21 protein-coding genes and 2 tRNA genes are annotated in these 22,955 nt (G+C 62.1%); 9 read left to right on the plus strand and 14 right to left on the minus strand.

Annotated features, from left to right (window positions below; translation table 11 throughout):
* Positions 1-37 precede the first annotated feature (37 nt).
* A complete protein-coding gene (locus tag OIM99_RS19290) occupies positions 38-385 on the minus strand; it encodes a hypothetical protein (RefSeq protein WP_311852077.1) in 348 nt (115 codons plus the stop codon).
* Positions 386-568: 183 nt separating this feature from the next.
* Positions 569-1,453, minus strand: a complete 885-nt coding sequence (locus OIM99_RS19295; protein ID WP_311852078.1) for a hypothetical protein — start codon at positions 1,451-1,453, stop codon at positions 569-571.
* A 172-nt stretch (positions 1,454-1,625) separates the two neighbouring features.
* Here OIM99_RS19295 and OIM99_RS19300 point away from each other — a divergent pair, with 172 nt between their 5' ends.
* Positions 1,626-3,104 carry a hypothetical protein gene (locus OIM99_RS19300; protein WP_311852079.1) on the plus strand — a complete coding sequence of 493 codons (1,479 nt, stop codon included), beginning with the start codon at positions 1,626-1,628 and terminating at the stop codon, positions 3,102-3,104.
* On the opposite strand, the gene OIM99_RS19305 is transcribed toward OIM99_RS19300, so the two are convergent.
* Together OIM99_RS19305 and OIM99_RS19310 are read right to left on the minus strand one after the other, a co-directional pair.
* Positions 3,090-4,175: a glycosyltransferase family 4 protein gene (locus OIM99_RS19305; RefSeq protein ID WP_311852080.1), complete on the minus strand. Its 1,086-nt coding sequence runs from the start codon at positions 4,173-4,175 to the stop codon at positions 3,090-3,092. The genes OIM99_RS19300 and OIM99_RS19305 overlap by 15 nt on opposite strands.
* A complete protein-coding gene (locus OIM99_RS19310; protein ID WP_311852081.1) occupies positions 4,172-5,596 on the minus strand; it encodes a lipopolysaccharide biosynthesis protein in 1,425 nt (474 codons plus the stop codon). Before OIM99_RS19310 ends, OIM99_RS19305 begins: the two co-directional genes overlap by 4 nt.
* Positions 5,597-6,154: 558 nt before the next feature.
* On the opposite strand from OIM99_RS19310, the gene OIM99_RS19315 reads away from it, so the two are divergent.
* Positions 6,155-6,862, plus strand: coding sequence for a WecB/TagA/CpsF family glycosyltransferase (locus OIM99_RS19315; RefSeq protein ID WP_311852082.1), 708 nt, complete (start codon positions 6,155-6,157; stop codon positions 6,860-6,862).
* Positions 6,863-6,915: 53 nt separating this feature from the next.
* Here the strand turns inward: OIM99_RS19315 and OIM99_RS19320 are convergent.
* Positions 6,916-7,000 (minus strand) — tRNA-Tyr (locus tag OIM99_RS19320).
* Positions 7,001-7,190: 190 nt separating this feature from the next.
* On the opposite strand from OIM99_RS19320, the gene rlmB reads away from it, so the two are divergent.
* Positions 7,191-8,057 (plus strand): 23S rRNA (guanosine(2251)-2'-O)-methyltransferase RlmB, encoded by an 867-nt coding sequence (gene rlmB / locus OIM99_RS19325; protein ID WP_311852083.1) that lies wholly within the window; start codon positions 7,191-7,193, stop codon positions 8,055-8,057.
* Here rlmB and OIM99_RS19330 read toward each other — a convergent pair.
* On the minus strand, positions 8,051-8,389 hold the full coding sequence (locus OIM99_RS19330) for a hypothetical protein (protein WP_311852084.1): 339 nt from the start codon (positions 8,387-8,389) through the stop codon (positions 8,051-8,053). The two genes, rlmB and OIM99_RS19330, sit on opposite strands and share 7 nt — an antisense overlap.
* Positions 8,390-9,143: 754 nt before the next feature.
* Between OIM99_RS19330 and OIM99_RS19335 the strand changes: the two genes are divergently transcribed.
* From OIM99_RS19335 to OIM99_RS19345, 3 genes are all read left to right on the plus strand, one after another.
* Positions 9,144-10,808: an MFS transporter gene (locus tag OIM99_RS19335; RefSeq protein ID WP_311852085.1), complete on the plus strand. Its 1,665-nt coding sequence runs from the start codon at positions 9,144-9,146 to the stop codon at positions 10,806-10,808.
* Positions 10,809-10,971: 163 nt separating this feature from the next.
* On the plus strand, positions 10,972-11,262 hold the full coding sequence (locus tag OIM99_RS19340; protein ID WP_311852086.1) for a hypothetical protein: 291 nt from the start codon (positions 10,972-10,974) through the stop codon (positions 11,260-11,262).
* 165 nt (positions 11,263-11,427) lie between these two features.
* A tRNA-Thr gene (locus OIM99_RS19345) sits at positions 11,428-11,499 on the plus strand.
* 96 nt (positions 11,500-11,595) lie between these two features.
* Here OIM99_RS19345 and OIM99_RS19350 read toward each other — a convergent pair.
* Entirely contained in the window at positions 11,596-11,775 is a 180-nt protein-coding gene (locus OIM99_RS19350) for a hypothetical protein (RefSeq protein ID WP_311852087.1), read from the minus strand.
* 258 nt (positions 11,776-12,033) lie between these two features.
* Here OIM99_RS19350 and OIM99_RS19355 point away from each other — a divergent pair, with 258 nt between their 5' ends.
* Positions 12,034-12,420 carry a hypothetical protein gene (locus OIM99_RS19355; protein WP_311852088.1) on the plus strand — a complete coding sequence of 129 codons (387 nt, stop codon included), beginning with the start codon at positions 12,034-12,036 and terminating at the stop codon, positions 12,418-12,420.
* Between the two features lie 100 nt (positions 12,421-12,520).
* Here the strand turns inward: OIM99_RS19355 and mbfA are convergent, their stop codons facing one another.
* Positions 12,521-13,492: an iron exporter MbfA gene (gene mbfA / locus OIM99_RS19360; protein ID WP_311852089.1), complete on the minus strand. Its 972-nt coding sequence runs from the start codon at positions 13,490-13,492 to the stop codon at positions 12,521-12,523.
* Positions 13,493-13,700: 208 nt separating this feature from the next.
* Between mbfA and OIM99_RS19365 the strand changes: the two genes are divergently transcribed.
* Both OIM99_RS19365 and OIM99_RS19370 read left to right on the plus strand, forming a co-directional pair.
* Positions 13,701-14,174: an NUDIX domain-containing protein gene (locus tag OIM99_RS19365; protein ID WP_311852090.1), complete on the plus strand. Its 474-nt coding sequence runs from the start codon at positions 13,701-13,703 to the stop codon at positions 14,172-14,174.
* Positions 14,175-14,213: 39 nt separating this feature from the next.
* Positions 14,214-14,750, plus strand: coding sequence for a GNAT family N-acetyltransferase (locus OIM99_RS19370; protein WP_409371525.1), 537 nt, complete (start codon positions 14,214-14,216; stop codon positions 14,748-14,750).
* Here OIM99_RS19370 and OIM99_RS19375 read toward each other — a convergent pair.
* From OIM99_RS19375 to OIM99_RS19400, 6 genes are all read right to left on the minus strand, one after another.
* Positions 14,747-15,091 (minus strand): metalloregulator ArsR/SmtB family transcription factor, encoded by a 345-nt coding sequence (locus tag OIM99_RS19375; RefSeq protein WP_311852091.1) that lies wholly within the window; start codon positions 15,089-15,091, stop codon positions 14,747-14,749. The two genes, OIM99_RS19370 and OIM99_RS19375, sit on opposite strands and share 4 nt — an antisense overlap.
* Before the next feature lie 9 nt (positions 15,092-15,100).
* On the minus strand, positions 15,101-15,742 hold the full coding sequence (locus OIM99_RS19380) for an SRPBCC family protein (RefSeq protein ID WP_311852092.1): 642 nt from the start codon (positions 15,740-15,742) through the stop codon (positions 15,101-15,103).
* Between the two features lie 123 nt (positions 15,743-15,865).
* Positions 15,866-17,962, minus strand: coding sequence for a hypothetical protein (locus OIM99_RS19385; protein WP_311852093.1), 2,097 nt, complete (start codon positions 17,960-17,962; stop codon positions 15,866-15,868).
* Positions 17,963-17,964: 2 nt separating this feature from the next.
* Positions 17,965-20,856 (minus strand): DUF4159 domain-containing protein, encoded by a 2,892-nt coding sequence (locus tag OIM99_RS19390; RefSeq protein ID WP_311852094.1) that lies wholly within the window; start codon positions 20,854-20,856, stop codon positions 17,965-17,967.
* A complete protein-coding gene (locus tag OIM99_RS19395) occupies positions 20,856-21,779 on the minus strand; it encodes a DUF58 domain-containing protein (protein ID WP_311852095.1) in 924 nt (307 codons plus the stop codon). Before OIM99_RS19395 ends, OIM99_RS19390 begins: the two co-directional genes overlap by 1 nt.
* A 3-nt stretch (positions 21,780-21,782) precedes the next feature.
* Complete coding sequence (locus tag OIM99_RS19400) at positions 21,783-22,793, minus strand: MoxR family ATPase (protein ID WP_311852096.1); 1,011 nt, start codon at positions 22,791-22,793, stop codon at positions 21,783-21,785.
* Positions 22,794-22,955 lie beyond the last annotated feature (162 nt).

Genomic DNA, 22,955 nt, shown 5'->3' on the forward strand with positions numbered 1-22,955 from the left:
AAACGGGATCGCCGGAACAGCAACGATCTTGGCCGACTTAGAAAGCCACCGGCTTGTCGATAGGCTTGCCCGCCTGATGCAGATAGTCCGCAGCAATGCTCAGATCGTATTTGGCGAATTCCTGCTTGAAAAGCAGAGCATCAGCCTCTTCCAAAAACCAGACATGCGCCTGGCCTTCGGAACGGGCGAGAGCACCGAGAAAATCGTGCGTCGCAACCTTTTGCCGTTCGGCGACGAAAGTCATGACGTCGTAGTCGAGAGCAACGCGAAGCGGAACCGCTACGGTCTGGCGCGCACGGAGCCTCAGCAACCAATGACGAATATTCGATTGAATACCGACGCCATGCGGAAGGATGTAAGAGAATAGATGTTTGAAGACGGACATCGAAACGATCTGCAAAACGTGGAATTGCGCCGGGTTCCGCTAGCCGAGAAATCTGGCCAAACTATTGCAACAACGAGTGGCTAGAAGCGAGCCGCACAGGTTTGAAGCATAGAACCGTCGTGGGGGTCAAGTATCCCAGAGTTTTCAGATACATCCGCTATAATTGAATACCTCGGTATTCCGTCAAGGACCGAACAAAACAAGCTCCGTAAACGTCAAATCCCCCAGGGGCGGAGGATTTGGCCCTTTGACATACTTAACGCCCCGATCGTCGAAATAGCGCCCGACGAGATTGGGCACCGATGCAACGGCATCGACAAGTGTGATGAACATTCCTTTCCGCAGAAGGAACCGCCCAAGCGCGCCGGCACAGCGGCTCAGCTCCGTCATATCGCGGCAATAGATGACCTGGCACGTCGGCACCAGGCCGCCCCAACTTTTGCGCGACATCAATACGAACGGATAGGCCGCTTCCTGGTCCACGCAGAGCAAAGACCAGCATCCCAAGGCTGCATGTTCGAGAAGCATGCGCCTCTCGCTCTCAGGCAGCATCGCCAGCTCCGGCAAGTCCGGCTTGACCTCCAAGACGCGATAGGACGAGCGCATCGAATTCAACACCGGAAGGAAAGCGAACTGCCCTTTGGAAAAGAGACGAAAGCCGAGTGCTTCGTTGACCTTTCTCGTATCGGGCGCCGGCGAGACATTGATGAAGGTCACGGTCCTCTGCCGCAAAAGCACCGCGATCATTTTGCTCGCGTAGGGACGATAGTCGACATCCACGTACCAGCTCGAAAGATTGCAGCGAACATGCTCTCCTTCCGGCCCCTGGTGAAGAACATAGATCGTCAGAACGACGCCGACGACCTTGCCCTCGATCTCCAAGACGAAACCATAGCGGGGAAAGTCGGCCACCGCCGGCATCTGCGACTGCCGGGAAAGCGCTTGCGCCCAGTAGCCGCGATCGCGCTGAGGAAATCCCCGGCACAGGCAGCTCATGACCTCCTCCCAATCGGCTTCAGCGATCGGGCGGCAATTCAGACCAACCGGTATCTTGCCAAGCACTGCCATGGTCACCTCTGGAGCGACACGTTCCTTGGTGACTGATCATGATACAGTTTGGCTTCTAACGAATTCTTGCCGCCGAGAACCGTGGCCGCTCGAACATTAGCCATTGGTAAAACAATCCCGGAGTAACCTTTGCGGCGAAGCGGGTCCTGGCCACCAAGCTGCGGGCGGAGCTATGCCGGCCATTGATGTCATCGTTCCGCCGATCGCGCCGCGTGGCTGGCAGAAGCTTCTCATCGAGCGCCTTCAGGCGGAAGGACATGATGTCGCCGTCCTGCATCAGCCCGAAGCGGCGCGCTGGCCCCTCACCACGACCTCCATCCTAGCCCTGGAACGACGTCTCTTCCGCCGAAAAGCCTTCAGCCTGGCTGCGCCAACCCCGCAAATCCCGCAAGCACTGCGGCCTCGGCGCCCCAGCCTGCGCCTCGACCTCACGGGATCGGCGGCTCCCACCGAAACGCCAACCATCTCTTTCACGTTCAACGGACATGATCTGGATACGTCCGTCGCGACGACGGCGGCGGCGGGCACCATGCCCGTTGTCGAGGCCCGTCTGGATCGAACGACCGTCATCGGCCGCGCGCGGCCAATGATCGACAGACGGGAATCGACGGCCTTGGCGGCGGAAGACATCTTTGCGCGCGCGGTCACCCTCGCCGTTTCCGTCGTTCACAGCTTCTTTGACGGCCGGATCGGCACTCAGGCTCAACTGGGCGAAGGCTTTGACGGGGGCGACGCCTCGCCGTTCCTGCGCTCGTATCTGACCCAAGCCCTGCCCCGCCTGACACGCGAAGCCATCCGTCGCCTATCCTATCGTCATGCTCACTGGCACGTCGGCTATCGTTTCGACGCCGTTGCCAGCGTTGCGGAGGACGGCAAGCTCGGAACGGGATGGTCGGTTCTGCCAAGCCCCGCCGATCATTTCTATGCCGACCCTTTCGCCTTTCAGTGGCAGGGGCAGGACTTCCTCTTCGTCGAGGATTATCCCCACGCGACAGGCAAGGCGGTCATCTCCGTCGTTCCGTTCGACTCCCGTCAAACGCCACAACAACCTCAAATCGTCCTGGAGGAGCCGCATCATCTCTCCTATCCGCAGGTGTTTGAACGTGACGGCGTGATCTGGATGCTGCCCGAGGCCAGCGCCAGCGGACGGCTGACGCTCTACCGCGCCGTTGAATTTCCGTACCGTTGGACGCCGGACACGATCCTGCTGGAGGGCGAGATCTCCGACGCCACCCTGCTCGATCACAACGGCCTCCTCTGGCTGTTTGCCACCCTGCGCGACGGATATGGCAGCACGTCCGATACGCTCGCGGTGTTCTACGCATCTCAACTCCGGGGCCCGTGGAAACAGCATGCCCTCAATCCGATCGTCATCGACCACCGCATGGCGCGCCCCGGCGGAGCCTTCGTGCGCACCCGATCCGGGCGCCTCGTTCTTCCCCTGCAAGACGGATCGCTTGGCTATGGCGGCGGTCTTGGTCTGGCCGAACTCGTGCATCTCGACCGGGAGAAAATGCGCCTCTCTTCACCGCAACCGATCGCGACGGAGGGCGATTGGCTCTACCTGCAAATCCACACGCTGAATCGGAGCGGCCAGCTGGAGGTCATCGACGGCATCGGCGCCATGCGCAAAAGCTCACGCACGAAGTAGCGCCTCATAGCCGGCGCACATCCGCGATACCGAATATTTTTGCTTGAGTTGCAAACCGGCCGATGAAAGAGCGGCGGCCATTTGCGGCTGCGCTTTCAGTTCGGCAAGTCCGCGGGCCATATCTTGCGCATTGGCTTCCACGAACAAGGCGGCCGATCGTCCGTCTTGCGTCGTCAGAACCTCGCGAAGAACATCGAGATTATTGGCTACGATCGGCAATCCAGCCATGGCGGCCTCAACGGCGGCCAGGCCAAACGTCTCGGTCAAAGAGGGAAATGCATAGGCGTCCCCTGTCGCCAGAAACTCGAACATCTGCTCCGGCGGCACCTCCCCCACCAGATGCACCCGATCCAGAACACCGTGTCTTCCAGCGCAATCCACAAGCGCCTCCTGTTCCGGCCCGACACCGGCCAGCGCCATATGAACGTCTGGAAGAGATTCGAGCGCCGCCACCAGAACGAGATGGTTCTTCGATTTTACAATTCTGCCCGATGTCACGACCAGCCAGACGTGCTGCGGCAATCCAAACTTGGCTCTTGCCTCCGCCTTATCGAAACGGGTCGATGAGATCGGAACACCATGATTGATATGCGAGATGATCTTTTGATAGCCGTAAGGGTAGTGATCGAACTGCGCCTTGGTCCATTCCGAATTGACGACGTTGGCCTGATAGAGACCGACGGAGCCGATGACCTTGTCGATCGAGGCCAATATTCCCATGGTCTGCGGCGCGCCGCTTTGATTGGCGACGACCCTGCGGACGCCAGCCCAACGCGCCGCGACAGCGCCAATGATATTGCCATAGTGCTGAAAGGTGATGACCGCATCGGGACGCGCTCGACTGAGATATCGGGCCAATCCAAAAGCAGCGCGTGTGCGTCCCAACACTCCGCGCGGTTCCTCCCGCAAGATGAAGTCGGCATAGGGATCGAGATCGAAGGCGTGGGTCTTCCGATACATGAAGACCGTCCTGACCTCATGCCCGCGTTCCCGCAGGCCATGGCCGACCATGTCGGAGATGCGTTGGGCGCCAGCCGCTTCCGCCTGAGTTTGGACTTGGACGATTTTCACGTGCGAGCCCTGGGAAACAGACGATTGGAAAACAGACGAACAGAAAATCCATCCTTATGTCCGAAGAGGCCGAGAATGGAGGGATCGACGCCGATCTTCCGTTTGGCGATCGATACGGCGATCAAACACCAAACGATGACCGTGCCAGCAATCCCCATCGCGGCCCCCACGGGGCCCAGGGCATAAGTCGCAGCAGCCGTCACGCACAGCCCGACGACATTGACGGCCACCAGCAATTTGAACAACGCATGCTGCAGGCCGGTCATTTGCAAGAGAATTTCGGTTGGGCCGCAAGCCGTTCCAATCGTCGCTCCAAGGCAGAAGATGACCAGCGTCGTATGCATGGTGGGCGTCGCATAAGCCGGATTGAAGATCGCGAAAATGGCTTCGCCGAAGATCCAGAACGTGGCGAGTACGAAAAGCGCGATGACAAAGCCGCCAAGCGCGGCAAGACTGGTGATGCGCTGCACGTGAGGCACGTCGCCGGTGTAGAAGGCACCGGAGATCTGCGGCGCCAGCGCCTGATTGATGCCGTTCAGCGCCAGCACGACGAGCCGCGTGGTTCTGTCGGCAACGAAAACGGCACCGGCCATTTCCGGTCCCAGGATCGCCGCGACGAGCAGAGTGCTCACTTGCGCCAGCGCCGGCGGGATCGACGTCACGCCCCAAATGCCAAGAGTGACGCGCTGGAAGTCTGCTTTTTGCCGGGCCGTAAGCGGGCTCGGGGCCGCACGCCATGTATCGCGCAGCAGAAGAAAGGTTTGAGGAATGACCGCCACGATCAGCAAGGCGGCGGTGACATAGACGGCCGTAACGGCATCGATCTTGGAATGGAGAAGGTAGATCGCGCCGAAGGCAATGATGGAGATGACGCGCCATACGATGTCGCGCGGAAGAAGGCCGAAAAGAAGCAAGCCTTTCGCCCTGAAAGCGCCACACGTGAATTCCGACCAGCCAAGAGCAAATGCAAGAAGCGCCGTCGCCGTGCACAGCGCACGCCACTCGGGAACGTCTCGGCTCGCGATCGGTAGAATGCCGATCACCAGAATGAGAAGGCTGAAGAGTATCAGGCCGGACAAAGCCACGGTAATTGCCCGCAACATGATGCCATGCGCGGAACTCAAATCGTTGTTTCCGGCATATTGAGGCCAAAACCGCAGAACCGTCCCTTGCTGCCCGACCGAAGCAAAGAAAGAAACCAAACTGGCACCCGCATAGGCGGCGCTGTAGAGGCCGAATTGGCGCTCATCTGTCACCATCGCGACAGCGACGAACAAGACAAACGAAAGCGCCGCGCTGGCAAGCTTGATCAACGTGGCAGATGCACCATCCTTAGCAAGCGCAATGAGCGACGCACGCACGCGGCTGGCAGCCGCATGGTGATCGATCGGAGCTTCATGCTTACTTGCATCGTCAGCCAATGGAATAATCCTTCGGCAAAGAACGCGGTTACCGCTCACGTTCGAAGGGGCTCTATTCCTTGCTCAAGTGATAGATACAAATGTACGGATTAACCAGCGCGAGCCTTGCGCATGGTTACTTCAGCGCTCGACGATCACGACAAAGCGCAGTGTTGCGCCTGCAGCGCACGCTTCAGAAGTCTCTACGGCCGATATGCTTAAACGAGCCAGATACCAGCTATTTAAAACACTCTTGAGGAAGTTCATTAGCACGTCGGTAATCATGACTGTTTACTACCCGGACAGATAGACCACCCGCTCACCGCCAAAAAAGATAATGATACCAATTAGGTTGGATTAGGCGGAACGTTTGAAATGGTTAATTTCATACGGCTTTTTCAACGTAAGATTGGCGGACGGGATCTGGTTGTCAGCGGACCTAACGAGCTTTGCCCGAAGCAAGGCTCGGCTTCTTTCGCATTCGTGGCAACCGATACATTTGCGAAGCGAGACCAGGCGGATCTCGACTCCGCTGGCTCGTTTCCCACGATCTTACTTGGTGGCATGCCGATCACAGTGATGGATCGCAAGAACGCGGCATCTTTTATGATCGACGTGGGGCGAAGGCCTCGCTCGGGTCGCTTGCCCTATTATTCCACCTCCGCCAACGGCGAGGTGATCGCGCGAGCACATACGAGCAAGGAAATCGCCGCGCTCTTTCGAGACGCCGATCACATCTTGGCGGACGGGCAACCGCTTGTCATTGCCTCGCGCTGGCTGTGCAGCATGCCCTTGCCGGAACGCGTCGCGACGACGGATCTTTTTCACGATGTCGCGAGCCTCGCCGAAAGCGAAGGCGTCAGCTTCTATTTTCTGGGAGCGAGCGAGAGCGAAAACAAGAAGGCCGTCGAGACGGTCAAAGCCCGTTATCCTGGCTTGCGCATTGCCGGTCACTGCCATGGCTACCTCATCGGCGACGCGCTTAAGGCGAAACTCGCGGAGATCGACGCGCTGGCACCCGATATCCTATGGCTCGGTCTCGGTGTCCCAAGAGAGCAGGTTTTCGTGCGCGCCTTCGCCCCCCAGCTCACCAATGTGGGCCTCATTAAAACCTCAGGCGGACTTTTCGATCACTTGGCCGGCAAGACCTTGCGCGCGCCGCTGTGGATGCAGAAGGCTGGCTTCGAATGGTTTTGGCGCATGCTCATGGAGCCGCGCCGCCTTTTCTGGCGCTACGCGCTGACGAACCCTCTCGGGCTCTACGTCATCCTGAGATATTCGAAATAGCGCTTCGATCCGCCGGGCTCGAAGCTAAAGAGTTCTCAAGCTCTAAAAGAGAATGGTGGGGGAAGCAGGACTCGAACCTGCGAAGGCATAGCCAGCGGATTTACAGTCCGCCCCCTTTGCCGCTCGGGACATTCCCCCGGAGCCATCCTGTCCCGAGGGGACTGGCATGCCGGCCGGGGCCGGCTGGACGGACCCCGCGAACGGGGCGTCTCCGTGAGCGCCGCTTATGGAAAGCCGCTCCGCCCCTGTCAACCCCTTGCGCGCCTTCATTTGCCTATCTGGGCCACCCGTGAGAAGAGACCCACCGAATTCATGGGGTGAGAGCGTTTTGGCCAAACATTTCAGCGGCAATAAAGGCGGGCAAAAGGGCGGGGAAAACCGGCGCGGCCAACAGTCCGACGGCCGCCCCCACCCCGCTCGCCAAGGGCGATTCCACGCCGAGCGCGGCAGCCGGTCGCACCAGCCGAGCCATCGGCCGGATCCCGACATCGTCCAGATTTTCGGATTTCACGCCGCGACCGAAGCCCTGAAGGCCGAACGACGGAAAATCGTCCGCGTCTATGCGACGCCGGCGGCGGCGCAACGCCTCGAACAGGAATTGGCGGCGCGCAAAATTTCCCCGCTCGTCGTCGAGACCGAGGAGATCGCCCAGCGCCTGCCGCCCGATGCCGTGCATCAAGGCATATTGGTCGAGGCTCGCCCCCTCGAAACCCTCGACATCACCGATCTGGCGCCGGAAGGCGTCGTGCTCGTGCTCGATCAGGTCACCGATCCGCACAATGTCGGCGCCATCCTGCGCACCGCCGCCGCCTTCGGCGTCAAGGCCCTGATCACCACCGAACGGCACTCGCCGGCTATGACCGGCATTCTCGCCAAGGCCGCTTCCGGCGCCCTCGAACATGTTCCCATCATCAGCGTGGTCAATCTGGCACGGGCGATGGAATATCTCGGTCGCGAAGGCTTTTTGCGGGTCGGCCTTGATTCCGATGGACCCGCCTCGCTCGAAGCGACAGTGCTGCATGCGCCGCTCGCACTGGCGCTCGGGGCCGAAGGCAAAGGACTTCGCCGTCTCACGCGCGAGAATTGCGATGTGCTCGCACGGCTCGACATGCCAGGCCCGATCCGCAGCCTGAATGTCTCCAATGCCTGCGCCGTAGCGCTCACTTTGGTGCGCGCCAGCCTCGCCCGTCAGTAGCGCGTCCGCTTCTTGTTGCGGCGCGGCTCAGCCGGCCGCAAATCCGCACGCTTCTGATAGACGACCTGCGGCGTGGTGCAGCCACCGTTTGCGGTCGGCGGTGTCACCGCGCCCTTCATGCCACTACCGATGATAATGATGGTTGGCGGCACGCAAGGCGTCGGCGGGCGATAATAGCCGCCATAGGGCGCCTCATAGATTGCGTTGAGCGGCTCAGAGGATTGGGTCAGCGGCTCTGCCCATCCCATCGAATAAGCGGAAAACGGCACACCGGGAACGACGCTGGTGAAGCGGCGCCCTGGCCATCCCGGATGATGATGGGGCGGGCGCATTTGCCCCTGCATCCCCGGCGTCGGGTGCCCCGGCTGTGCGATTGGCCCAGATGGATTTGGTCGAGGCGCAATCGGTCGCTGCACGACAGGTGCCGGCGCAGGCCGACCGACAGCAACGGCTGGTGCCGCCATGGCACCGGACTTCGCTGCGATGGGATAGGCGCCCGTGAGAACGGTCGCGCAGGCGCCCACCGCAAGGACCATCTTGAGAGAAGAGGATCGCATTGAAAAACTCCGACGCGAGGTGGCCTCCTCACCGCCATCTTAACGCGATCGGCCGTCACAAAGCCAAACAATCTTTGCCATCCACGCCATACGATCGCGCGATCACACCACCGTCGAACTACTGATAGTTGTCTTGAGCCTTAGACTTTAGGCGAACGATCAAAGACTAAGGCTCTACTTTCATCCCCAATAGTAGGGCCTGCTTCCATCGACACTCGACAAAAGTCGAGTAAGCAAGAAAAAGCCCTGCGCCGCAGGCACAAATATCTCTTTCCGCACCGCCCGATATACTCGCATTAGACGAAGTATTTAACCTTGATGCATGGACTCCCAACAGCCCAGTCGTAAAGCAGATGACGTTCGGCACCATAAGGCCGGATTGAATCGAAGCTCCGGGGCGCCAATGCCGTCCCGGCTTCGCTTCAGGCCGCATGGCTCGTGCCGGCGACCAAATTCAAACGGAGGGCCCGCACGCGACACCTGCGCCGTAACCCGAGCCAGTATCGCCTGCGAAAAAGTGGAGCTGAAAATGAGCACAGCGAGCATCGCGGCCGATGGAAAGGCGCGGCCGATGACCAAGGAGGAGCGCAAGGTCATCGTCGCCTCCTCCGCCGGTACGGTCTTTGAATGGTATGACTTCTATCTGGCAGGTTCGCTTGCGGCGAATATCGCGGCGACCTTCGTGCCCGGCACCAACGACACCGCGAAATTCATCTTCGTGCTGTTCGGCTTCGCGGCGGGCTTCGCCGTTCGCCCCTTCGGCGCTCTGTTCTTCGGCCGTCTCGGTGACTTGATCGGTCGCAAATATACCTTCCTCGTCACCATGACGATCATGGGTATTGCCACCTTCGTCATCGGCCTGCTGCCTGGCTTTGATACGATCGGTTATCTGGCGCCCGCAGCCTTCATCATCTGCCGCCTGCTGCAAGGTCTGGCCCTTGGTGGCGAATATGGCGGCGCGGCTACTTACGTCGCCGAACATGCCCCGCAAGATCGCCGTGGCTTCTACACATCGTGGATTCAGACAACGGCCACCGTCGGCCTGTTCCTGTCGCTGATCGTTATTCTGACGCTGCGTCTCAGCATGTCGCCGGAAGCGTTCAACGCTTGGGGCTGGCGCATTCCGTTCCTGGTCTCGATCCTGCTGCTCGCCGTGTCGATCTGGATCCGGTTGCAGCTTGCTGAATCGCCGGCCTTCCAGAAGATGAAAGCCGAAGGCACCGCCTCCAAGGCGCCGCTGACGGAAGCTTTTGGTCGCTGGGACAACGCCAAGATCGCGCTCATCGCGCTGCTCGGTGGCACCGCCGGTCAGGCCGTGGTCTGGTACACGGGCCAGTTCTACGCCCTGTTCTTCCTCACACAAACGTTGAAGGTCGACGGCACGACAGCCAATCTACTGATCGCGGTTTCCCTGTTGATCGGTACGCCGTTCTTCATCTTCTTCGGCTGGCTGTCGGACAAGATCGGCCGCAAGTCGATTCTGCTGGCAGGCTGCCTCATCGCGGCGCTGACCTACTTCCCGCTGTTCACCATGTTGGCCAAGACGGCCAATCCCAAGCTGATCAACGCGACGGAGACGGTCAAACTCACCCTTACCGCCGATCCCGCCGAGTGTAGTGTGCTCTTCGACCCGGTGGGCGTGCGCACCTTCACCAAGCCGTGTGACGTGATCCGTCGGACACTGGCCACAAGCTCGATCCATTATGATCTTGTGCCCGGTCCCGCTGGCTCACCGCTGAAGGCCACGATCAATGGTGCCGATGCACCGTCGGTCCCGGCTGAACTGGTCGGCGCGGCCATCAAGGCCGGCTACCCAGCGCCCAATGACGCGACCATCCTCAAGACGCCGTCCGTCGGCGAGGTACTCAGCAATAGCCGCTCGCTCACAGCCATCGGCATTCTGTTCATCCTCGTCATCTTCGTGACGATGGTCTACGGGCCGATCGCAGCCTTGCTGGTCGAACTCTTCCCGACCCGCATCCGCTACTCCGGCATGTCGCTGCCCTATCACATCGGCAACGGCTGGTTTGGTGGCTTCCTGCCACCCACAGCCTTCGCCATCGTGGCAGCCAGCGGCAATATCTTCGCCGGTCTCTGGTATCCGATCATCGTCGCGCTGATGACCTTCGTGATCGGTCTGCTCCTGCTGCCGGAAACGAAGAACCGCGACATCTACGCCGACGACAGCAAGTAGTCTTCGCGAGACCTTGAGACAGAAGCCCCGCGGGAAACCGCGGGGCTTTTTCGTTGCTCTTCGCCTCGTGCGCGGCCGCACAGCCGTCCTCGCGCACGCCGCCTATCCTGCAATCATCGGCGCTCGGGAATGATCTCAACGCCAGGACTTGTGGGAGAGCATCATGAACGCGATTTCGAAGAAGACCTTCACCGCCACCCTGGGCGCCCTCGCTTTGGTTGCGACCTTCGCGGTTTCCTCCACGCCTGCCTCGGCCGGCTGGAAGCATCATCACCATGGCGGCCTCGCCGTCGGCCTGCTCGGCGCGGCCATCGTCGGTGGCGCCATCGCCGCCTCGCAATCGAGCTACGCCGCTCCGGCCTATGGCTATGGCTGCGAACTGCGCCAGCGTCCGATCTACAATGCCTGGGGTGATGTGGTCGGTTACCGCCGCCCGGTGCGTGTCTGCTACTGATTTCGCACCGGCGGGCTAGACTGCCCTCTCCGCCCGCTTGGCGAAGGACCCTCCGGCTGCACTCCAGCCGGAGGGTTTCATGTTTCGCCGATGGAATTGGCCTGAAAAATTGCCTTGGCCCGATTGCACCGGCGCCCTCACGCTGCTAGCTGATCGGCACCGGCAGCCGGATTAGCTCAGCGGTAGAGCAGCGGTTTTGTAAACCGAAGGTCGGGGGTTCAATCCCCTCATCCGGCACCGGCCAGCCCCTAGATGCCAGAAAAAACAACGCGCCCTCCGCCGGAAGCGAAGCGCGCGTCTGTTGGTCGAACTACCCCGTTTTTCGTCTGGTCCTCAAACCAGGAACGCGGCAATACCCAGGATAACAATGGCCACGGTCATGGCACCGAGAAACCGCATCACATATGCGGTCGCCAGATCGTGGTGTGGTGTCTCCGGTTCGGCCGTCGCCTTCTGCGACAACGCCCGCGTTCGACGTTGAGGGAGAACAGCAGCCAATCCTGCTATCGTCATCTTCGTCTCCTGTCTGCCAGCCAAAGCTGCTTGCGCGCTTTTGTTCTAGGACGATCCGTGATCGCCTGTGAGCCCCTGTTCAAAAGACAAAACGCGTGAAGAATGAAGGAGTTCCAGCCTCTTGGCGAAAATCTCCTAAACGCCTGATTAACATATATGAACCGGAGTTGAATGGGGAATTCAACCCCTATTCAGTCGATGTCCGACATTCTTCCTGTACGGTGTATATACCGAACGCAGAATCAAGGAGTTGGCAGAATGGGTATCGGATTGCGCAAACTGGCTCTGGTTGGCGCCGCCCTCCTGGCGGGCGGTTTTGCCGTGGCTGGCGATGCCCTTGCCCAGGGCGGTCCCACGACTCAGAGCTTCCCTACCACCCGGCCCCTGGGGCACCCGGGCGCCCGGCCGCCAGCTGTTCGTCCCCCTGGTGTTCGCCCGCCGGTTGCCCGGCCGCCGATCACCAATCCCGGCTTTCCTGGCCGTCCCCCAGGCTGGCAACGGCCGCCGCACGGCGGACATTGGGGCCACCGTCCGCCGCACTATCGGCCGCCAATGGTTCGCCCGCGCCCGCACTGCGTGGTCCAATATCGCATTGTGCCGTCGCCCTATGGGCCGGTGCGCCGCCCGGTTCGCGTCTGCTACTGACGCGATCGCAAGCTGACATTCACGACGCCGGCGCCTCGCGCCGGCGTTTTCGTTTGCCGCTTGAACAAAAGCCCGGCTCCGATTCTCGCAAAACGAAAATTCAGGCGCCGCCGATCAATATGCCGACCAGCAATACGATGATACCGCCGAGCACCACCTGGAAAGCGGCCTGCAGGAAATGCGTGTCCATGAACCGCGATCTGATCCAGGCGATCACCCAGAGTTCGATCAGGACAATGAAACTGGCGATGCCGGTGGCGATCCAAAACGCATTCTGCCAACTGTCCGGCACCAGATAAGGCAACGTATGGCCGAGGCCGCCCAAAGCGGTCATCAAGCCGCAAATGCCGCCGCGCAGCCAGGGCGAGCCGCGCCCGGTGATCGAGCCATCGTCGGACAGCGCCTCGGCAAAGCCCATGCTGATGCCGGCGCCAATGGAAGCGGCCAGACCGACAAGAAAGGTCTGCCAATTGCTGTGCGTGGCGAAGGCGGCCGCGAACAGCGGCGCCAATGTCGAGACCGATCCGTCCATCAGGCCGGCGAGGCCTGGCTGGACATATTGCAGAACGAACATCCGCCGCTTGGTGTTGTCCTCCCGGGCGACTGCCGCTTCGGTGAGATGCGCCCGCTCGAGCCGGCTGGCCGTCTGACGATGCTCCTTCTCGACCTGCGCCAGGTCGCCAAGCAACTTACGGATCCCGACATCGGTCGTCTGCTCGGCGGCGCGGGTATAGAAGCGCGACGCTTGAACTTCCATCGTTTCGGCTTCCTTGCGCACGGTCTCGATCGGCAGGTTCTTGCTGAACCAGACCGGCCGGCGTTTGAGGAAGCCTTTCACATCCTCGCGCCGGATCGGCGGCAGGTGCTGGCCGAAGCGGTCTTCATAGATGTCGAGGAGCTGGCGGCGATGCTGATTCTCCTCCTCCGCCATCTCGGTGAAGACCTGGGCCGTCGCCGGATAGCGGTCCTGCAAATCCTCGGCAAAGGACATGTAGATCCGGCTGTCCTCCTCCTCGGAGGAAATCGCCACCGCAAGCAATTCGCGCTCGCTCAATTCGGCAAAGGATTTCAAAATCAGTCTCCAACTCGCGACAGTGCAGCCGAAAACGCCAACACGCCGCCACCATTTAATTTAGAATAGTTCTAATTTAAATCTAAGACCAATGCCACAGCTTTTGCAGCGAGATGGCTGGTTGCCTTGATTCAAGATGGAAGCAAGGGCTTGCTCTCGCCGCAAATCTCAGGCGGATGAGAGGGAAACCCGCCTGGCAGCCTGAATCATGTTCTTGAAGAATCGCCTCAACAGCCTGAGAAATCGACTCTTTCATCTTTATTTCCGGCTCGCCCGCCCGATCACCCTGGGCGTGCGCGGCGCGGTGATCGACAGGGAGGGCCGCATTTTCCTGGTCCGCCACTCCTATGTTCCCGGCTGGCACATGCCCGGCGGCGGCGTCGAAGCGGGCGAAACAGCCCTGGAGGCCCTCGGCCGCGAACTGCTGGAGGAAGGCCATATCCAGGTCGGCCGCGCCCCCGTCCTGCACGGCATTTTCTTCAACCACCGCGCCTCGCGCCGCGATCATGTGCTGCTCTATATCGTGCGCGATTTCACCGTGACCGGCCCCCGCTTGGCCGATGCGGAAATCCTCGAAGCCCGCTTTTTCGCCCTCGATAGCCTACCCGACACGACCACCCGCGGCACCCGCGAACGTTTGGACGAGATTTTCCAAAACAAGCCCCCGGCCGCGCATTGGTGAAGGTTTCCGATCCCTACCGAAATAGTCTATGGGAACCGCATGTCCGACCCCGGCTCCCCCCCTTCCGTTCCGCCCCCTGATCTCGCCGCCCTCGATCTGCGGCCCATGCGCCCCGCCGATCTGCCGCTGATCGAGCGGCTCGACGAACGCGTCTTCGGTCCCGGCCGGTTCTCGCGCTCCGCCTATCGTCTGCGCGAAGGCGTGGCGCCCGATTTCAACCTTTCGCGGGTCGCCTATGTCGGCTCGCTCCTGATCGGTGCCAATCTGATGACCCTGGCGCGCTGCGGCGAGCAGGAGCTGGTTCTGCTCGGGCCGCTGACGGTCGAACCCGCCTATCGCTCACGCGGCATCGGCGAAGCTCTGGCTCTGGCCTCGATCGAAGCTTCTCGCGCCGCCGGCCACGGCGTCGTCATCCTGGTCGGCGACCTGCCCTATTACGCCCGGCTTGGCTTCAAGCCAGTGCCCATGGGCAAACTCACCCTGCCCGGCCCAGTCGATCCGGCCCGCCTGCTCCATTGCGAATTGCGGCCAGGCGCTTTCGAAACCCTCAATGGCCGGATCGGGCGGGCGTTCTAGGATTTTCGCTCGTCGGCCGCGCGCTGTTTCTTGCCGCGCGCAATCTCCGTCGACAGCGCCGACAGATGGCGCGTCCAGAAATGCCGGAACTGGTTGAGCCACGCATCGACCTGTTGCAACGGTGCGGGATCGACGGAATAGACGCGCCGCGCCCCCTCCGGCCGCGAGACGGCAAAGCCGCTCTCGCGCAACACGCGTAGATGTTGAGAGACCGCCGCCTGAGTGATGCCAAATTCCTTCTGAATGACCGTCACGATCGCACCGGAGGTCAATTCTCCTGTTGAAAGAAGCTCCAGGATGCGCCGGCGCGCCGGATCACCCAGGACGTCGAATGCGTGCATGGATCGTCTTTATCCTTCGCCCGTATAGAAAGCGGTCGTCGCCTTCGCCATCGCTTCCGCTGCCTCGCGTGAGATACCGGAAGCCAGGGCCGCGTCGCGCCAGGCGAGACTGCTCGCCGTCATGTAGGCCTTGCCCTCGTCCGCCGCCATCCAGGCATGCGCAGCGGCTGAATCGACGGCGACCTTGGTGACAAGATATTTGGCCAGCGCGCTCAAGGCGAGATCCCAGCCGACGCCAACGGCACCCGGTCCATATTTGCTCCAAAATTCCGCTGCATCTCCCGTCGCCTCGGCGACATGTTCGAGACGAAGCGAAGCGCGCCCATCGCCCAAAGCGGCAAGGTCGACCGTCACCCAGCTCACGCCGCCGCCAAACTCCCAGGTCAGCGCCAGCCGCTTCGGTGCCTCGCATTCGGTGATCGTGCCACCGGCATTGCCCTGCAATTGATAGCGGCCTCCCAGGCGCAGCTCTCCCGTGACAGGCAGAAACCAGCGCGGAATACGTTCGGCGTTGGTAACCGCATCCCAAAGATCTTCCAGATCGGCGTCATAGGTGACGGTCGCGATGACCACGTTGGCCGGTTTACCTTGGTGCTCGCGCTTCACCACCGTGCGCACCTCGGCACCCAACAAATGGGCAACTTCAAACATCACAGATCCCTCTTTAAAAGCCAACGCTAATATAAGTCACAACTTATATTTAAGTCAAACAGCCGTCGACTAGCACGCAATCGAGGGCGACGTTCTGAAATCAGGAAACCTATTGGATGACGATCAGGCCTCGCCGCGCCGACGGCTTTCCCACAGCCAGCCGACCAGCACGCTGCCGAGCAGCGCCAGCAATCCGAGGAATCCGATGGCGAGCGGCGCGACGCCGATACCGGTGACGACGCTGGCGCCCGTACGCCGGATCGCCACGTAATCCGACCCACCATAGAGCGGACTGTCCCGCATCGCCGTGAAGCGCGGCAGACTGATGGCATCGCCGCTGCCGGCCGAGATGCGCCGCACCGTGCCGCCCGTCGCCTCGACCAATGGCCGCAGCTTGTCCAAGGTCGAAACCACTTCACGGAATTCGACCGGATTCTCTGCGCCGACATTGACCAGCGCGGTCAGTTCGCCATCGGTGAGCCGATAGAGACCGGGCTCGCTGACGCGCACCTGCGCCCGCGAGATGCCGGGGTCGGCTTCCTTCAAGGAGACGATCTGCGAATTGCCGGATGGAGACGTCACCGTCACCGGATCGATTGCGTCTTTGAGGCTCTGCCGCTCGATGGAAATCTCACGCCCGCGCGCCGTCGCACGCAAAGCTTCTTCCTCGAGTTCCGGCTCCTTCATCAGCCAGTGCGCCAGCCGGCGCAGCAATTCGAGATGCGGGCCGCCGTTCTGATAATTGCGCGCCCACAGCCAGATCTGATCGCTGAGCAACAGGCCGACACGCCCCTTCTCTTCGCGCGACAGCAACAGCAACGGCTTGTTGTCGATGCCCGACATCACCGGCGTGCCGCGCAGAGGCTCCGCATCGACTTGCCGGAACCATTCGCTCCAGGCCGGCGGCGTCTGATCGGCACCCGGCAAACCGCGCGTCACCGGATGCCGGTTGCCCATGGTGGTGATCTGCGCGCGGAAGGCTTTCTCGATCACATCGCCGCTCGGCCGTGCCGGTGCGATCTTGCCCAGCGGCGAGAAGAACAGACCGTCACGCCCGGAATAGTCCGGCCCGGCGGCGATCAACAGCGCGCCGCCCTCGCGCACGAAGCGGACGATATTCTCGAAATAGACGGGCGGCAGCACCGTCTGGTTCGAATAGCGATCGAAAATGATCAGATCGAATTCGCGGATCTTGCGGCCGAACAGATCGGCCGTCGGAAAGGCGATGAGGGACAGTTCCGAAATCGGCGTGCCATCGAGGCCTGATTTCTCCGGCGGGCGCAGAATGGTGAAATGGACGAGATCGACATTGGCGTCCGACTTCAAGAGATTGCGCCAGGTGCGCTCGCCCGCATGCGGTTCGCCGGAGACCAGCAGCACTTTCAGCTTGTCGCGCACGCCTTCGATGAGAACCACGGCCTTGTTGTTGAGCGCCGTCAGCTCATCGTCCAAAGCCGCCACTTCCAGCTCGACCACATTCGGGCCACCGTGCTCGACGCGGACATTGACGCGCACGGTCGCGCCCGTGCGCACGCGCTGCCGCGAGATTTCAGCACCGTCGCGACGCACCACCAATTCGACCGGCTCGCCGCGATCGGCGGAATCGAGAATGCGCGCCGTGATCGTCTGATCCTTACCGACGAGACCGAAGCGCGGCGCCTCGACCAGTTCGATACGCCGGTCGCGTTCACCTTCATGACCAGTGATCAAGGCATGAACAGGCGCCTTGAAGCCGAGCAGATCGGGATGCGCCGGAATATCGTGGACGACGCCATCGGTGACGATGAAGGCGCCCCCCACCCGCTCCGGCGGCACGTCGGCCAAGGCTGAAGACAAGGCCGAGAACAAACGCGTGCCATCGGCATCCGCATCGCCGCCGCCCGCTTCAACGACGCGGGTTTCGACATTGCCGAGCGCGGCCAGCGATTTCTCGATCTGTTCCTTCGCCTGGTCGGTCTGCGCCGTGCGCTCGCCGATCGACTGGCTGGCGCTGCGATCGAGAACGACCGCGACCACATCCTTCAAGGGATCGCGGTCTTCGCGCACCAGCGAGGGATCAGCCAGCGAAAACAAGATCAGCCCAAGGCCGAGCGCGCGCAGCCACGCGCCCTTGCGCCGCGCCCAAAAGCTCAGCGCGATGACGATGATCGCGCCCAGCGCCAGCAGCGCCAGAACGAGGCTCGGAACGAGAGGCGAAAGGGCGATGTTGAACTGGGTCATGTCTAGTGTCCCAGCCGCTCGAGCAGGTCACGCACATGCACCTGATCGGATTTGTAATTGCCGGTCAGCGTATACATGACGAGATTAACGCCGCCACGGATCGCCATTTCCCGCTGCCGATTGGTGCCCGGGATCAGCGGATAGAGCGGCTGACCGCTGGTATCGATCGCCCAAGCGGCCGCCAGATCGTTCGACGTGATGATGATGGGCGACACGCTGTCGCCGGCACGCGCCGGACGCTGCGCCGGATCTTCCGTCGGCGGCGGCAGAGCTTCGATCCAGGTCTGCCCAACGGTCGTGCGACCGACGAAATTGTCGAGCAGATAAAATGTCTTCGTCACCACATGATCGCGCGGCACCACTTCCAGCTCCGGCACATCGACGCCGGCGAGCAGCGTGCGCAGCCATTGCGTCTCCGGCGTCGGCGCCTCACCGGGCCGGCTCGTCATCGCATCGCGCGTATCGAAGACGATCGTGCCGCCCTGTTTCATGAAGTTGGAGATACGCGCCACCGCATCGGGCGACGGCTGCGGCGCCGAAGCAACGATGGGCCAATAGATCAACGGGAAGAAGGTCAGTTCATCCTTGGCCGGATTGACGCCCATCGGATCGCCCGGCGTCAAAGCCGTGCGCGCCGCCAAGGCCCGCGACAGTGCCAACAAACCAACGCGGCTCGCCTCATCCACGCGCGCATCGCCGGTAACCGCATAAGCCAGACGCGTGACCAAAGCCGGATGAATGTCACCCAAGGTGGCCGGCGCCTGCACCCGCCCGGGAAACCGGAAATCGGGCTGGCGCGGAAACGGCGACGGGCTGTACTGCGCCTGCGCCGAGGCCGGCAGGCTCTGCACAATTTGTCCGACCGCGAACGCCATCAGCAACAAGCCGCCAGCGACCGCGGCACCGCCGACCTTACGGCCACGCCGCCACGCCGCCAGACCGCCGCCGAGCCAAATCGAAGCCAAGGCATCCGCCAGATAAAGGGCAAAGGCCAAAGCAATCAGCCAGGGCCGCAGATCGATCGGATCGGCCGGCCGCAAGGCTTGGCTCTCCAGCCGCAGGCCGCTGAAATTGGCAGCCTCCAACTTATCCTGCGGCGACAACGTGTTCACCGCGATCAAAGCCGTCAGCGGACCATAGAAGCCCGGCGGATGATCGGCACTGCCGATGCCGTCGTGATCCAATTGAATGGGCTTAGCCGTCACGGGCGGCGTGCCGAGCACACCAAAACCATCGAGCGTGCGCGTGGGAGCTGCCGTCTCGGTACGGTTCACCTGTCCTTCTCCTGAAGCCGTTCCGCTTTCACTGCCTGTCGCGCTTTCACCCGACATGGCAACGATCCGGCGCAGCATGTCGACGAACAGACCCGACAGCGGCAGGTTCGACCATGTGGTGTCGGCGGTCACATGCACCAGAACCATCATGCCCTTGCCGCTGCGCATCGCCGTTACCATCGGCGTGCCGTCTTCCAGCGCAGCCCAGGTCTTGCCCGGCAGGCCGGCTTCCGGCTCGGCCAGCACTTGCCGCGTCACCGCCACTTCCTCGCTGACCGGCAGGCCATAGAACGGCGACTCGCGATCGAACGGCGCCAGCCGGCGCGGCGTATCCCAGGACAATGAGCCACCCAGCACGCGCCCGCCACGGCGCAGACGCACCGGCACGAATTCATCGGTCGATGCGGCGAGCCGGCTGCCGGCGAAACGCAGCAGCACGCCCCCCTCATCGATAAACTGACGCAGTTTCTCCTGCGCCGGACCGCTCACCACACCGACATCGGCCAGGACCAACACCGACGGATGATCGTCCAGCGCCGCGCTCACCGGATCGCGCGTGCCGGCACGCGGCTCGCGCACGTCGGCATAAGGACCAAGCGCCCGCGTCACATAGTACGAAGGCGATAGCAGTGGTTGCGCCACATCGGCCGTCACACCCGTGACAATGGCGACACGCCGCCGCTTGGCACGCGAGTCGAGCAAGGTCACCGCACCAGCCGAATGCTCCTGATCGATTTCGATGCGGGCGATTTCATTGCGCAACTCGACCGGCAGTTCGAAGCGCGCACTGGTTTCATTATTACCGCTGGTAAACGCAAAACGCGTTTCACCGATCAGCAGGCCTTTGAGGTCATAAGCGCGCAACTGGCCTTGCGCCATACCGCCAGGCCCGGCGCGCAACACCCGCACGTCGAGCGCGCCGGCGGCATTTTGCGCGCCGCCCAACGCCAAGGGCGTTTGCGACGCGGTGAGCACGCGCACGCTGGCGGTATCGCCGGCCGCGTCAATCAACCCTTCGGCAAAGCCCCGCGCATTGCCAGCAGCAACGCCATCGGCGATCCACAGAACATCGCTCTGCGGATTGGCGGCGAGGAATTTTCGAACGGCCGTAAGCGCCGCTGGCCGTTCCGGCGTATAAGGAACCGGCTTCATCGCGCGCAGCCGTTCGGTCGCCTTCGCCGGATCGCTGATGGCAATGTCGCGCACCCCTTCCGACACGGCGGCAACGGCGCTCGCGCGACCCTGACGCGCGGCCGAGGCAATCGCCTCGCTCGCGGCCGACACGCGCAAATTCCATTGCACCGCCGCCGGCCAACCGTCATCGACGATCACCAGCAACGGCCCCTTGCCGGTCTCGGTCACCGGGCGCGGATTCCATACCGGCCCCGCCATCGCCAGAATGATGGCAGCGGCCAGCAGCAAGCGCATCAGCAAGAGCCACCAGGGCGTCCGAGCCGGCGTGTCTTCCTTCGGTTGCAGATCGAGGATCAGCTTCAACGGCGGAAAGGCGATGGGCTTCGGCCGTGGCGGCGTGATGCGCAGCAAATACCAGAGCAGCGGCAGCAGCGCGAGCGAGGCCAGAACCAGCGGTGCGGTGAAGGCGAGCGGAAGGCCGAGCATCAAGTGCCTCCCTGTGCTGCTTCAACGCGCAGCCGCAGCGCAAGCAAAGCCTGCGACGCTGGCACGTCGGTGCGATGAATGGCGAAACTCCATCCCCGCGAGACGCAGATGGCCCGCACCCGGTCGCGATGGGCGGCCAGACGCGCCACATATTCAGCCTTGAACGATTGCGCCTCGCCGACGCGCAGCCGCGCGGAACTGTCGACATCGAGAAATTCGACATGCCCGGCGAACGGAAAAGTCTCCTCCACCGGATCGGCGATCATCACCACATGGCCCATGGCGCCACGAGCCGCCATGCCATGAACAGTCGTTTCGATCTCCGCCGGATCCGACAGCATATCGCTGATAACGATCGCCTGCGAACGCGGTGCCAACGCTTCTCGCGGCGGCAGTTCGGCGGCGACGTAGCTGTTGCGCTTTTCTTCCTCGATCAGCACTTCGGCAAAACGATCGACAACGTTACGGGCCGCGACAGGCCGCATGAGGCCGGGAATGCCGACGCGCTCGCCTCCGCGCACCAGAAGATCGGCGGCGGCAAGACCGAGCACGACCGCACGATCGATCTTCGATTGCGCCGCCAGCGTCGAGACATAGGCCATGGACGGCGAACGATCGACCCAGACCCACACCGTATGCGCCGCTTCCCACTCGCGTTCGCGCACATAAATCCGATCGTCTCGCGCCGAGCGGCGCCAATCGATCCGCGTGGTCGACTCGCCCCAGACGAAAGGACGGAATTGCCAGAACGTCTCACCTATGCCGGCCCGACGACGCCCATGGACGCCGTGCATGACCGTGGCAGCCACCTGTTTGGCGGCTACGACAAGACTGGGCAGACGCCGCGCCAGGGACAGCGCGTCGTGGCTGTGCGTAGCACCGAGCGCGCTCTCCTGCTTGTCGAGGAGACGGGCATCGACCATCCGTCAGCCAATCCTTTCCACGAGACGCTGGATGACCCCTGCGACCGTTTCACCCTCCGCGCGCGCGGCGAAGGTTAGCGCCATGCGATGCTTCAGCACCGGCTCAGCCAGCGCCTTGATATCGTCAAGCGACGGCGCCAAACGGCCACCGACCAAAGCGCGGGCACGCGACGCCAGCATCAGCGCCTGCGCGGCGCGAGGTCCCGGCCCCCAGGCGATATGCTGCGTGATCTCCTTGTCGCCTTCGCCCGGGCGAGCGGTGCGCACCACATCGAGAATGGCTTCGACGACACGATCGCCGACCGGCAGACGGCGCACGAGTCGCTGCGTCGCCATCAGATCCTCGGCGGTCATGGCCGCACGCGGTGTCGCTTCACTCTCGCCAGTGGTCTCGATCAAAATGCGGCGCTCGGCGGCGCGATCGGGATAGGACACGTCGATCTGCATCAGGAAGCGGTCGAGCTGCGCTTCCGGCAGCGGATATGTGCCTTCCTGTTCCAGCGGGTTCTGCGTCGCCAGCACATGGAAGGGCCGCGGCAGATCGTGCCGCTCACCGGCCACCGTCACATGATATTCCTGCATCGACTGCAAAAGCGCCGATTGGGTACGCGGGCTGGCGCGATTGATTTCGTCGGCCATCAGCAATTGCGCGAAGATCGGTCCGCGCACGAAGCGGAAGGCGCGCTTGCCGTCGGCCGCCTCTTCCATGATTTCGGAGCCCAGAATATCGGCCGGCATCAGATCGGGCGTAAACTGCACCCGTCGCGCGTCGAGGCCGAGAACCGTGCCCAGCGTTTCCACCAGTTTGGTCTTGGCAAGACCGGGCACGCCGACCAGCAGACCATGGCCACCGGCGATCAGGGTCACCAGGGTCTCCTCGACCACCTGGGTCTGACCGAAAATGACCGTCCCAATGGCGGCGCGGGCGGCGGCAACCTTTTCCAGGGCCTGTTCGGCCTGTCGAACCGCTGCCTCCTCGATGGAGACCGGCTGCTGTTCCGTCACCGCACTCATTGTGCCTCCTTCAGGCAGCGCGAACCGTTCCTGATCCGCCGGATACGAAATTTAGGCCAGTTTAGAGGCCCCTCGCCGGTTGTCGATGACCGGGTCTTCACAATCCCGGCAGTTCGGGCGCCCAGCCACCGGGCTGGCGCCCTTTGCCACAGGAAAATGCGC

The organism is Methylocella sp. CPCC 101449, from assembly GCF_031921685.1.
Lineage (GTDB): Bacteria > Pseudomonadota > Alphaproteobacteria > Rhizobiales > Beijerinckiaceae > Terripilifer.